The sequence below is a fragment of the Streptomyces sp. NPDC054796 genome (assembly GCF_053611545.1).
This window is the reverse complement of the sequence record NZ_JBSHAO010000044.1, coordinates 43551-56384: the sequence shown is the minus strand read 5'-3', so window position 1 is coordinate 56384 and position 12834 is coordinate 43551. Positions and strand designations below refer to the sequence as shown.

The window sequence follows — 12834 nt, the reverse complement described above, 5'->3', positions numbered from 1 at the left end:
CGGACGCCCTTGGCCTAGGGCGCGTCTTCAGCGTCCCGTCTGGGCTGGCGGCCGGACGACGCTACGCTGAAGACACCCCCTAGTGGCACAGAGAGCTCACGCCCAAGCACTACCACCCGCAGCGCCGCGCAAACCGCCATGGCGGCCCGCACAGTGGGCGCGGAGCGCCTTCCCGGCGGAATGGCTTATATCGCACCCGACCCCGCCCGCGAACGGCCGGGAAACGGCACGGGACCGGCCCCGGCCGCTCCTCTCCGCCTGGACACACCGGCTGGACACCCCGGCCCGTCCACCGCGCGGGCAACGCCTCGCGCAAGCGCCCAGCGCCGCCGCGAACGGCACGGGCCAGCGCCCGCACGGACCGCGTCCCGCGCGCGACCCCACCCCCGCGCATCCCGCGAGCAGCGCGGCGCCGCGCCCCGCGTCGCCGCCCTGGCGACGCGCGCGCCGTCAGCCCACCCGTTCCAGCACGATCGGCGGCGCCTCGAAGTCCACCGCGCCGGAGGCGATCTCCGTCGCGTCCGCCAGCGCCGCCTCCGCGTACGGGAACTTCTCCGGGGTGTCCGTGTGCAGAGTCAGCAGCGGCTGTCCCGCCACCACCGTGTCCCCCGGCCTGGCGTGCAGCTCCACGCCCGCGCCCGCCTGGACGGGGTCCTCCTTGCGGGCGCGTCCCGCACCGAGGCGCCAGGCGGCCAGCCCGACCGCGTACGCGTCGAGCCGCGTCAGCGTCCCCGAGGAGGGCGCGGTCACCACCTGGCGCTCGCGGGCCTCGGGGAGCGGCGCGTCCGGATCGCCGCCCTGCGCCGCGATCATGCGGCGCCAGTGGTCCATCGCGGTGCCGTCGGCGAGCGCCTTCTCCGGGTCGGCGTCCGGCAGCCCGGCCGCGGTCAGCATCTCGCGGGCCAGCGCGAGGGTCAGCTCCACCACGTCGGCCGGGCCGCCCCCGGCCAGCACCTCCACCGACTCGCGGACTTCGAGCGCGTTCCCGGCCGTGCGGCCCAGCGGGGTGGCCATGCCCGTCAACAGCGCCGTCGTCCGTACGCCGTGGTCGTTGCCCAGCTCCACCATGGTGGCGGCGAGTTCGCGCGCGTCGTCGATGTTCTTCATGAACGCGCCCGAGCCGACCTTCACGTCCAGGACGAGCGAACCCGTCCCCTCGGCGATCTTCTTGCTCATGATGGAGCTGGCGATGAGCGGGATGGACTCGACGGTGCCGGTGACGTCGCGCAGCGCGTACAGCTTCTTGTCGGCCGGTGCCAGCCCGTCGCCCGCCGCGCAGATGACGGCGCCGACGTCGTCCAGGATGCCGAGCAGTTCGGGATTGGTGAGGGTGGCCCGCCAGCCCGGGATGGCCTCCAGCTTGTCGAGGGTGCCGCCGGTGTGGCCGAGGCCGCGCCCCGACAGCTGCGGCACGGCCGCTCCGCATGCGGCGACGAGCGGGGCCAGCGGGAGGGTGATCTTGTCGCCGACGCCGCCCGTCGAGTGCTTGTCGGCCGTCGGCCTGGCCAGCGAGGAGAAGTCCATCCGCTCGCCCGACGCGATCATCGCGCCGGTCCAGCGCGCGATCTCGGCGCGGGACATCCCGTTGAGGAGGACGGCCATGGCCAGCGCCGACATCTGCTCGTCGGCGACCTCGCCACGCGTGTAGGCGTCGATGACCCAGTCGATCTGCTCGGGGGTCAGGGTGCCTCGGTCACGCTTCGTGCGGATGACGGAGATGGCGTCCATGGCCATGGGGCGGGGTTCTCCTCGGTTCTCGACGGTACGGACGATGTGTGCGGCGGTACGGGGTTCTCGACGGTACGGGGTCGGCTGGACGGGGAGGGGCACCCGCTGGACGGCGGGGGCTCCCGCCCGACGGGACCGGCGCACCGGCCCCGTCGACCCGTCGACCCGTCGACCGTTCAGCGGGACAGGTCGGACGGGCCGAACGCGTCGGGCAGCAGCTCGGCCAGCGTGCGGACCCCCGACGCCGTGTCCATCAGCAGCTCAGGGCCGCCGTGCTCCCACAGGAGCTGGCGGCACCGGCCGCAGGGCATCAGGATGTCGCCGTTGCGGTCCGCGCAGGTGAAGGCGGTCAGGCGGCCACCGCCGCTGTCCGCCAGCGCGGAGACCAGGCCGCACTCGGCGCAGAGCGCCACGCCGTAGGAGGCGTTCTCGACGTTGCAGCCCGTCAGCAGGCGCCCGTCGTCGGCGAGTCCGGCGACGCCCACGGGGAAGCGCGAGTAGGGGGCGTAGGCCCGGGACATCGCGTCCCGGGCCGCCCGCCTGAGCGCTTCCCAGTCGACGTCGGCCGCCGTCGCGCGGACGCCGTCGGGCCGCTGCGCCCGCGTCATGTGCCCTGGCCTCTGCGGTACGGCTTGCCGACGGCCTTCGGCGCCCGTAGCCGCTGGGCGGCCAGCGAGAGCACCAGCAGGGTGGTGACGTACGGGGTCATCTCCACGAACTCCAGCGGGACGGTGTCCGTCGAGAAGTACCACACGAGCAGCCCGACGGCGACGACCGCGCTGACGAGCGCCTGCACGCGCGCCGCACGCGTCCCGGCGCGCAGCTTCCACACCGCCACCCCGGCCAGCAGCACCGCGACCAGCAGCAGGAGCGCGTGCACGGTCGGGCCGCCCGCGCGCAGCTGGAGCGCGTCCATGAAGCCGAACAGGCCCGCGCCCATGGCGACGCCGCCGGGGCGCCAGTTGCCGAAGATCATGGTGGCGAGGCCGATGTAGCCGCGTCCGCCGGTCTGCTGGTCCTGGTAGATGTGCACGCCGATGGCGAGGAACGCGCCGCCGAGCCCCGCCAGCGCGCCCGAGACGACGACGGCCGCGTACTTGTACGTGTACACGTTGACGCCCAGCGTCTCCGCCGCCACCGGGCTCTCGCCGCAGGAGCGCAGCCGCAGCCCGAAGGGCGAGCGCCACAGCAGGAAGAAGCTGGCGGCGAAGATGGCGACGGCGAGCACCGTCAGCCAGGAGACCTCGTTCACGAAGGCGCCCAGGATGCCCGCGAGGTCGGAGACCAGGAACCAGTGGTGCTTCTCGACGCTCTGGAGCCCGTCGGCGAGCCCCGGCACGGTGAAGGTGGGCATGTCGTCCATGGGCGGCGACTGCTTGTCGTTGCCGCCCGCCTCGGCCGCCGCGCTGCCCTCGGCCCCGAACCAGAGCTTGGCGAGGTACTGCACGACGCCCAGCGCGAGGATGTTGATGGCGACACCGGAGACGATGTGGTCGACGCCGAAGGTGACGGTGGCCACCGCGTGCAGCAGGCCGCCGAGCGCGCCGCCGATGATGCCCGCGAGCGCCGCGGCCCACGGCCCGTACTGCCAGCCCACCCAGCCCGCGGCGAAGGCGCCGAGCATCATCATGCCTTCGAGGCCGATGTTGATGACGCCCGCACGCTCCGCCCACAGGCCGCCGAGGCCCGCGAGGCCGATGGGCACTGCGGCGGCGAGCGCGCTGCTGTACTGGCCGGAGGCGGTGAGCTGGTTGGCGTCCGTCACGACGCGCAGCAGGGAGAGCAGGACGAGCGCTCCCGCGATGATCAGCAGGACGACGGGGTACGAGAGCTTGCGGCGCCCGCCCTTGGCCGCCGCCCCGGCGCCCTTGCCGTTGCCGTCGCCCTTGCTGCCTGGCCTGGCGGCGATGTTCGTGCTCACGCGGACACCTCCGCCTTGTCGTCGGACGTACGGGCCTGCGCCGCCAGCTCCTCGCCGACCTTGCGCTGCTGTGTCCGCAGCCCGTAGCGGCGGACCAGCTCGTAGGCGATGACGACGCACAGGACGATGACGCCCTGCATGACGCCGACGACCTCCTGCGCGTACCCCTCGAACTCGAGCTGTGTGCCGGTCCGTTCGAGGAAGCCCCACAGCAGTGCGCCCAGGGCCATGCCGATGGGGTGGTTGCGGCCCAGCAGCGCGAGGGCGATGCCGGTGAAGCCGATGCCTGCGGGGAAGTCGGTGCCGTAGTTGTAGGACACGTTCAGCAGCGTCGACATGCCCACCAGGCCCGCGACGGCGCCCGAGAGCAGCATCGAGACGAGCACCGTGCGCCGGACGCTGACGCCGCTCGCCGAGGCGGCTGACTGCGAGCGGCCCACGGCGCGCAGGTCGAAGCCGAAGCGGGTGCGGCCCAGCACGAACCAGTAGGCCACGCCGACGAGGACGGCGAGGACGATCGTGCCGTAGATCGGCTTGGGCTCGGTCGGGATGGTGAAGAAGCGGCTGGCCTCGGGGAGGTTGGGCGTGTGGAAGAGGTTGCCGTCCTTCTCCGCGAGCCTGCCCTCCTGGAGGAAGTAGCCGATCGCGGAGGCCGCGATCGAGTTGAGCATGATCGTGGTGATGACCTCGCTGACGCCGCGCGTGGTCTTCAGCAGGCCGGCGATGCCGGACCAGACCGCGCCCACCAGCATGGCGACGACGATGACGATCGGGATCTGGATGATGCCGGGCAGCGTGAGCGCCCCGCCGACAACGGCCGCGACGAACGCCGCGACGCGGTACTGCCCGTCGACGCCGATGTTGAACAGGTTCATCCGGAACCCGACGGCGACCGCGACCGCTGCCAGGTAGTACGGGATCGCCTCGTTGATGATCCAGACCTGGCTGTCGCTCTTGGAGCCGAAGTCGAGCATCACCGCGAAGGCGTGCAGCGGGTCCTTGCCGGTGACGCCGATCACCGCCGAGGTGATCACGAGCGCGGCGACGACCGCGAGGAGCGGCGCGGCGACGGCCAGGATCAGCTTGTCCTTGTCGAACCTCTTCACCGGGAGCCGCCCCCTTCCGGTGCGTCGGGCGCGTCAGGCGTCTCGGGGGTCCGGGGTTCCTCCTGGTGCTCCAGGTGCCCTGTCGCGGCGCCGGTCATGGCCGAGCCCAGCTCCTCGGGGGTGATGGTGGCGGGGTCCGCGTCGGCGACCAGGCGGCCCCGGTACATCACCCGCAGGGTGTCGGAGAGGCCGATCAGCTCGTCCAGGTCGGCGGAGATCAGCAGCACCGCGAGACCCTCGCGCCGCGCCTCGCGTATCTGGTCCCAGATCTGCGCCTGCGCGCCGACGTCCACACCGCGCGTCGGATGCGCGGCGATCAGCAGCTTGGGGTGGTGGCTCATCTCGCGGCCGACGATCAGCTTCTGCTGGTTGCCGCCCGAGAGGCTGGCCGCGGTCACCTCGATGCCGGGCGTGCGCACGTCGTACTCGGCGACGATCCGCTGCGTGTCCGCCCGCGCGCGCTTGAGGTCCAGCAGCCTGCCCTTGCTGTTGGGCGGCTCCGTGACGTGCCCGAGCATGCGGTTCTCCCACAGCGGCGCGTCCAGCAGCAGCCCGTGCCGGTGCCGGTCCTCGGGGATGTAGCCGATGCCGTCCTCGCGGCGGCGGCGCGTGGGTGCGTGCGAGATGTCCTCGCCGTCGAGGGTGACGGTGCCGCCGTCGGGGTCGCGCATGCCCATGACGGCCTCGACCAGTTCGGCCTGCCCGTTGCCCTCCACACCGGCCACGCCCAGGACCTCGCCCTTGTGGATGGTGAAGGAGACGCCGTCCAGGACGCTGCGTACGACGCCGTCCGTGTCCGTAGCGGACAGGCTCAGCCCCTCCACCGCCAGCATCGGCGTCGTGGTGACCGTCGACTCGCGGGTCTCGGGCGAGGGCAGCTCGCTGCCGACCATCAGCTCGGCCAGTTGCTGCGACGTGGTGTCCTCCGGGCGTACGGAGGCCACGGTCGTCCCGCGCCGCACGACGGTGATGTCGTCCGCGACGGAGAGGACCTCGCCCAGCTTGTGGGAGATGAAGATGACGGTCAGGCCCTCGGACTTCAGCTCGCGCAGGTTGTCGAAGAGCGCGTCGACCTCCTGCGGCACGAGGACCGCCGTGGGCTCGTCGAGGATGAGGGTGCGCGCGCCCCGGTAGAGGACCTTGAGGATCTCCACGCGCTGCCGGTCGGCGACCCCGAGGTCCTCCACGACCGCGTCGGGCCTGATCCCCAGGTGGTACGCGTCCGACAGCTCCCTGATCCGGGTGCGGGCCCGCGCGCCGATCCCGTGCAGCTTCTCCGCGCCCAGGACGGTGTTCTCCAGGACGGTGAGATTGTCCGCGAGCATGAAGTGCTGGTGCACCATGCCGATGCCGCGCGCGATGGCGTCGGCGGGACTGTGCAGGGACACCTGCTCGCCGTCGACGTGGATGGTGCCCTCGTCCGGCTTCTGCATACCGTAGAGGATCTTCATGAGGGTCGACTTGCCCGCGCCGTTCTCCCCCACGAGGGCGTGCACGGTGCCGCGCCGGACGGTGATGTCGATGTCGTGGTTGGCGACGACGCCGGGGAACCGCTTGGTGATCCCCCGGAGTGCGACCGCGGCGTCGCCGCGCGCCGTGTCCGCCGCCCCGGATGCCGCGGCGGGCTCGGAGGGGGGACTGCTGCTGGAGGCTGTCATGGCGCACTCTCCTCGGTGCGGGGCGCGGCTGGCGCCGCTGATCGGGCACCCGGAGAGGGGTCACCTCCGGAAGGAGGCGACCCCTCGGGCACGACGGGACACGACGGACCGGCCGTCAGGTCACCGGCGGTCAGGTCACCTGGGCGTCAGGTCACCGACGCCGGGGCATCGACGTCGGGGCATCGACGTCGGGTCAGGGGGTGTCCTTGACCTTGATCTTGCCGTCGATGATGTCCTTGCGGGCCTTGTCGATGTCGTCCTGGATGTCGTCGATGAAGCCGCCGGAGGTGGCCAGCGAGACGCCGTCCTCCTTGAGGGAGAAGGCCTGGGTGCCCGTGATCGGCTTGTCGTCCTTGACGCTCTTGATGAGGTCGTAGACGGCGACGTCCACGTTCTTGACGGCCGACGTCAGGATCGAGTCCTTGTACTTGGCGAGACCCGGCTGCTCGTACTGGTCGGAGTCGACGCCGATCGCCCAGGTGCCCTTCTTCTTGCTGACCTCCTCGATCGAGCCCGCGCCGGACTGGCCGGCGGCGGAGTAGATCACGTCGATGTCGGAGTCGAGCATGCCCTTGGCCTTGTCCTTGGCCGCGGCGGGGTCGTTGAAGCCCTTGGTGTTCGTCGGGTACAGGTACTGCGAGGTGACCTTGACCTTGGGGTCGGTCTCCTTGACGCCCTGCTCGAACCCGGCCTGGAACTTCTGGATCAGGGCGTTGTTGACCCCGCCGATGAAGCCGACCTCCTTGGACTTGGTCTTCTTCGCGGCGGCGACACCGGCCAGGTAGGACGCCTCGTGCTCGGCGAAGACCAGCCCGGCCACGTTCTTGCCCTTGGAGTCCGAGTCGACCACGCCGAAGGTGGTGTCGGGGAAGTCCTTGGCGACCTTGTTGATCGACTTGCCGTAGTCGAAGCCGACCCCGATGACGGGGTTGTAGCCTGCTTCGGCAAGGGAGGTCAGCCGCTGCTCGCGGGTGGCCTCGGTCTCGTCGTTGCCCGCCGTCATCTCCTTGGACTTGACGCCGAGTTCCTTCTCGGCCTTGTCCACGCCACGGGCCGCGGCCTCGTTGAAGGAGTGGTCATCACGCCCGCCGACGTCGAAGGCCAGGCCCACGCCCTTGTCCTTCTTACCGGCGGACTCGGTGGAGCTCTCACCGCACGCGGTGGCAGTCAGTGCGAGGACCGCGGTGGTGCTGACCGCGGCAGCAAGCTTCGTTACCCGACGCAAGAGGACGTCCCCTTCGGCTGCTTGGAAGCGCCTCGTCCGGCGCTGGCTTCCGGCAAAGATTAACGCGCGTAGATTTCAGGTAAAGGCTTCCCGGATCGCTGTTATCGGATCGGTGTCTACCTGGAGCCGAACGGACCGTCCAAGGGTGGCCCGGGGACGCTCGCGGGGTGTCCGAGGGGACGCCCGGGGCGCGGGAAGCGCCCCGGACAGGCCCGCACGCGCTCAGGCCCCCGCCCGCTCCTCCGCGTCCAGCAGTGCCGCGGCCGTGAACAGCTCGACGCCGACGACGATCGCGTCCTCGTCCGCGTCGAAGTCGCCCTGGTGGAGATCGCGGGGGTGGCGGTCCCCTGGCGGGCGGACGCCGAGGCGGACCATCGCGCCCGGCACCCGCTCCAGGTACCAGGAGAAGTCCTCGCCGCCCAGGCTCTGCTCCGTCGACTCGACGGAGTCGGGGCCGCGGCGCGCTGTCATCGCCTCGCGCAGCAGTTCCGTGGTCCCCGGCTCGTTGACGACGGGCGGGACGCCCCGCACATAGGTGATCTCGGTCTTCGCGCGGTGCATCGCGGCCACCTCGTCGATGGCGGCGTGGACCAGATCGGGCGCGTCCCGCCAGGCCGGGAGGTCCAGGCAGCGCAGGGTGCCGGACAGCTCGGCGCGCTGGGGGATGACGTTGGGCGCGTGCCCCGACTCGATGCGTCCCCACGTCAGCGCCATCCCGGAACGGGCGTCGACGCGACGGGCCAGCAGCGCGGGCACGTCCGTCACCAGCCGCGCCGCGGCCGTGATCAGATCGGTGGTGAGGTGGGGGCGGGCCGTGTGGCCGCCCGCGCCGTTCAGCGCCACCTCAAGGCGGTCGCAGGCCGAGGTGATGGGACCCGAGCGGAGCCCGACGCGGCCCGCGTCCACGCGCGGATCGCAGTGCGCCGCGATGATTCTGCCGACCCCTTCGAGCGCCCCGCCGTCGATGGCGTCGGTCGCTCCGCCGGGCAGCACCTCCTCCGCCGGCTGGAACAACAGCCTTACGGCGAACGGCAGTTGGCCCTCGCGGGCCAGCTCGGCGAGCACGAGCCCGGCCCCGAGGACGACGGCGGTGTGCACGTCGTGCCCGCAGGCGTGCGCGCGGTCCGGGACGGTGGAGCGGTACGGGACGGACTTCGTGTCCGGGATGGGCAGCGCGTCGATGTCGGCACGCAGCGCGAGCATCGGACGCGCCGCACGGTGTTCTTCGGCCGCCCCGGCCTCGCCGGAGCCTTCGCCCGGCACGACGTCGCAGATCAGACCCGTTCCCAGGGGCAGGACGCGGGGGGTGAGCCCGGCCCGTTCCAGACGGGCCTTGAGGGCCTGGGTGGTGCGGAACTCCTGGTTGCCCAGCTCGGGGTGCATGTGCAGGTCCCGGCGGAAGGCGATCAGCTCGTGCCGGAGCGCGTCGGGCAGTCTGCCGGGCATCCTCTCCGGGGTTTCGGAGAGCGTGCCCAGCCTCGCTGGTTCGCCGGGTCGGCCCACCTCCGGCTCAGGGGACAGGAGTTCGTTCATGGGGCGGAGAATACGCGCCCAGGACCCCCAACCGGCAATGGATCACGCGAAGTTCAGCCCCACAGGGGACCAGAAACTAGCCCTTCCGGCGGTTGTGCGCCGACGCTGTTGGGTATACCTATGCGCCCGCCGCGCCCGCTCCTGGCGTAGCGGGTACGGAATCCAGCCGCCGTGCCCCTCGCGCACTGCCCGTCACCCCGGACAGGAAGCCCTCGGCGCGCGGCGAGGCGCTCGCCGTCAGCCACGCGGGGTCCACCTCGCAGACCGCGACCGTCACGGGCGTACCGGCGAGGGCGAGCGGGAGGGTGTGCACGACCGTCGAGGGGAAGCTGAGGATGGTGCGCCCGATCGGCCCGCGCCTGGCGACGAGTTCCAGCGGCAGGTCGGGCCGCACGATCTCCAGCCCCGTGGCCGCCGTGACCCGCTGGAGCTTGTCGCTGCTCTCGCGGCGGTGCGCGAAGTAGCGGGTGGCGCCGTGCGTGCGGGCGAGGGAGGCGACCGCCTCCAGATAGCGCTCCATGTCCACGACCCCCGTCTCCACGAGCGAGGTGCCCACCAGATCGGTGCCCTTGGTCAGCCGGGGCGGGCCGAAGCGGGCGCGGGTCCAGGCGAAGTCGTTGGCCGTGACGGTCACCCCGGGGGGCGCCTCGACGGGCATGGAGCTGAAGATCTCCACGCGGCGCCCGGAGGAACCGGAGGAAGGGGTGAGGCGGCGGCGCGCGCGGTGCGCGAAGGGGGCGAAGAGCAGGGCGCGGGGGCCGCCCGCGCCCTTGCGGTGCCAGCGCACGAAGCGCTCACCGCGGGCGAGCTGGGAGACGAACTCCATGGTGGCGGTGCCGTCGTCCACCACCACGACGCTGCGTGCGGCGGTGAGCGTGAGCAGGAGCTGCACGTAGCGCGAGAAGGGGTCGCCGATCACGACCCGGCGCGCCCTGCGCAGCTCCCCCAGCAGCGAGCCGACGGTCTTGACGGGCGCGAAGGCTCCCTCGCGCGCCTCCTCCCACTGGACGGCGATGCCCTCGTCGCGGGCCAGCTCCACCATGCGGCGCAACTGGCCCCGGGTCATCGGGTCGTGGGGCGGCAGCACGACGAGGGTGAGGCGCGAGGCACCGCTCGCGTGGGCCCATTCGAGGACGTTGAGGAGCTGGACGGGGCTCTCGACGAAGGCGAGGGTGCGCGCTTCCACCGCTTCCACCGCTTCCCCGTCCGCCTTGTTCGCCTTATCCGCCCCGGAGGGCGTCGTCGCCCAAGGCACGCCCCGGAGACGGCGGATGGGAGTGTCCGCCGTCTCCGGGGTCGGGCCGACGGGCCCGTGGGTGTGGCTCAACTCGGCTGCTCCATGGTCCGGTTGATCCTTCGGCGGTCAGACCGCGACCGGCTCGCCGTCGTTGGCCTCCTCGGCCTCCGCGACGACGCCCTTGACGCGGCGCAGCTTCTCCATCGGCTTCAGCTCGCTGTCGTAGACCTTCTTGACGCCGTCGCCCAGCGACTCCTCGATGGTGCGGATGTCGCGCACCAGGCGCTGGAGGCCCTGCGGCTCGACGGAGGCGGCCTGGTCCGAGCCCCACATGGCGCGGTCGAGGGTGATGTGCCGCTCGACGAAGACGGCGCCGAGCGCGACGGCGGCCAGGGTGGTCTGGAGGCCGGTCTCGTGGCCGCTGTAGCCGATCGGGACGTTCGGGAACTCGCCCTGGAGGGTGTGGATCATCCGCAGGTTCAGTTCCTCGGCCTTGGCCGGGTACGTCGAGGTGGCGTGGCAGAGCACGATGTTCTCGCTGCCCAGGACCTCGACCGCGTGGCGGATCTGCTTCGGGGTGGACATGCCCGTCGAGAGGATGACGGTGCGGCCTGTGGCGCGCATGGCGCGCAGCAGCTCGTCGTCGGTGAGCGAGGCGGAGGCGACCTTGTAGCAGGGCACGTCGAACTTCTCCAGGAAGGCGACGGACTCGACGTCCCACGGAGAGGCGAACCAGTCGATGCCGCGCTTCTTGCAGTACTCGGAGATGGCGCGGTAGCCCTCCTCGTCGAACTCCACGCGGTGGCGGTAGTCGATGTAGGTCATCCGGCCCCAGGGGGTGTCGCGCTCGATCTCCCACTGGTCGCGCGGGGTGCAGACCTCGGGGGTGCGCTTCTGGAACTTGACGGCGTCGCAGCCCGCGTCGGCCGCGGCGTCGATCAGGGCGAAGGCGTTCTCGATGTCGCCGTTGTGGTTGATGCCGATCTCGCCGGTCACGTAGACGGGGTGGCCGGGGCCGACGGTCTTGTCGCCGAGGGTGCGAAGACGGTTGGTGCTCATGGTGACGGTGTTCTTTCTGCTAGAGGGAGGGTTGCAGGGAGGGGCCGAGGATCCACGCGGCGATCTCCCGGATCGCGCCCGCACCGCCGGGTGCGGAGGTGACGGCGCGGGCGGCGCCGCGCACCACGTCGTGGGCTCCCGCGACCGCGACGGGCCAGCCGACGAGGCCGAAGCACGGGAGGTCGTTGACGTCGTTGCCGACGTAGAGCACGCGCTCGGGCGCGATTCCCCGCTCCTCGCACCACTGCTTCAGGGCGAGGTCTTTCCGGTCGATGCCGTGCAGCACGGGGACCTTGAGCTTGGTGGCCCGTGCGGCGACGACCGGGTTCTGTTCCGTGGACAGGATCAGCAGCTCCAGATCGGCGCGCCGGAGCGCGGCGATCCCGAGCCCGTCGCCGCGGTGCACGGCGACGGTCTCCCGTCCGTCGGAGTCGACGAGCACCCGGTCGTCCGTCTGGGTGCCGTCGAAGTCGAGTACGACCGCGTCGATGTCGTCACGGGTCGGCAGCGCGCCGGGGCCCGCCACGTCCAGCAGCGGCGCGAGCGCGCGGGCGCGGGCGAGGTCGTGCGGATCGTCGACCTCCAGCACACGCGCCGGGTCGGTGCGCACCAGTTCGGTGCGGCCGAAGAAGCGGTGGCCCGCCTTGCGGAAGCCGGGCGCGTCCATCGCGTAGGCGGCGCCGGTCTCCAGCAGGTCCTGCGGGCGGTCCTGGCGGCGCGGGCGGAAGGACTTGTCGTGGTTGACGCCGTGCCCGCCCTCAGCCGGTTCCTCGGTGGCGTCGCGCCACACGAAGCCGTGGAACTCGGCGACGGTGAGCGCGCTGTCCGCGCCGTCCACGACCGCGCGGGCCACGCCGTCGACGTCGGCCGCCGTGACGAAAGGGCTCGTGCACTGGACGAGCAGGACCACGTCCACGGCGTGCCCGTGCCGGGCCTCGTACGCGTCCATCGCGTGCAGCACGGCCGCCTCGCTGGTGGCGGTGTCGCCCGCGATGTCGACGGGGCGCTCGACGACCTCGGCGCCCGTGGCGCGCGCCGCGGCCGAGATGGCCGTGTCGTCGGTGGAGACGACGACCCCGGTGACCAGGCGCGCCGCCAGGCACTCGCGTGCGGCCCGCGCCACGAGGGGCACGCCGCCCACAGGGGCGAGGTTCTTCGCCGGCACACCCTTGGACCCCCCGCGTGCGGGGATCACCGCGACCACGTGCCGCGCCGCCGGATGGGCCCCCGCGAGCTGCCCCGCGCTGCCCACGGCACCCGGAGCCTGCGAAGGCCCGGACCCGTTCTGCCCGCTGTCGGGCCGCGAATTCGCCATGTCGGCTCCTAGAGGAGGGGTGGAGGAAGGAGAGGTGGACGTGCGCGCCCGG

Annotated in this window: 10 protein-coding genes; all 10 read right to left on the bottom strand. The window is 72.1% G+C overall.

Going from position 1 to position 12834, the window contains the following annotated elements:
- Positions 1-450 precede the first annotated feature (450 nt).
- Complete coding sequence (locus ACWGJ2_RS29525) at positions 451-1728, bottom strand: thymidine phosphorylase (RefSeq protein WP_453349345.1); 1278 nt, start codon at positions 1726-1728, stop codon at positions 451-453.
- Positions 1729-1904: 176 nt separating this feature from the next.
- Complete coding sequence (locus ACWGJ2_RS29520) at positions 1905-2336, bottom strand: cytidine deaminase (protein WP_453349319.1); 432 nt, start codon at positions 2334-2336, stop codon at positions 1905-1907.
- The gene (locus tag ACWGJ2_RS29515) at positions 2333-3649 is read right to left on the bottom strand and encodes an ABC transporter permease (protein WP_453349318.1); all 1317 of its coding nucleotides are present in this window, start codon (positions 3647-3649) and stop codon (positions 2333-2335) included. Before ACWGJ2_RS29515 ends, ACWGJ2_RS29520 begins: the two co-directional genes overlap by 4 nt.
- Positions 3646-4755 carry an ABC transporter permease gene (locus tag ACWGJ2_RS29510; protein WP_453349317.1) on the bottom strand — a complete coding sequence of 370 codons (1110 nt, stop codon included), beginning with the start codon at positions 4753-4755 and terminating at the stop codon, positions 3646-3648. Before ACWGJ2_RS29510 ends, ACWGJ2_RS29515 begins: the two co-directional genes overlap by 4 nt.
- Complete coding sequence (locus tag ACWGJ2_RS29505; RefSeq protein WP_453349316.1) at positions 4752-6413, bottom strand: ABC transporter ATP-binding protein; 1662 nt, start codon at positions 6411-6413, stop codon at positions 4752-4754. The genes ACWGJ2_RS29510 and ACWGJ2_RS29505 overlap by 4 nt, the downstream gene beginning before the upstream one ends.
- A 193-nt stretch (positions 6414-6606) precedes the next feature.
- The gene (locus ACWGJ2_RS29500; RefSeq protein ID WP_453349315.1) at positions 6607-7638 is read right to left on the bottom strand and encodes a BMP family lipoprotein; all 1032 of its coding nucleotides are present in this window, start codon (positions 7636-7638) and stop codon (positions 6607-6609) included.
- 222 nt (positions 7639-7860) lie between these two features.
- Positions 7861-9171 carry an amidohydrolase gene (locus ACWGJ2_RS29495; protein ID WP_453349314.1) on the bottom strand — a complete coding sequence of 437 codons (1311 nt, stop codon included), beginning with the start codon at positions 9169-9171 and terminating at the stop codon, positions 7861-7863.
- 118 nt (positions 9172-9289) lie between these two features.
- Positions 9290-10366 (bottom strand): hypothetical protein, encoded by a 1077-nt coding sequence (locus ACWGJ2_RS29490; RefSeq protein WP_453349344.1) that lies wholly within the window; start codon positions 10364-10366, stop codon positions 9290-9292.
- Positions 10367-10534: 168 nt separating this feature from the next.
- Positions 10535-11467 carry an N-acetylneuraminate synthase family protein gene (locus ACWGJ2_RS29485; protein WP_453349313.1) on the bottom strand — a complete coding sequence of 311 codons (933 nt, stop codon included), beginning with the start codon at positions 11465-11467 and terminating at the stop codon, positions 10535-10537.
- Between the two features lie 19 nt (positions 11468-11486).
- A complete protein-coding gene (locus tag ACWGJ2_RS29480; RefSeq protein ID WP_453349312.1) occupies positions 11487-12782 on the bottom strand; it encodes a cytidylyltransferase domain-containing protein in 1296 nt (431 codons plus the stop codon).
- Positions 12783-12834: the final 52 nt, after the last annotated feature.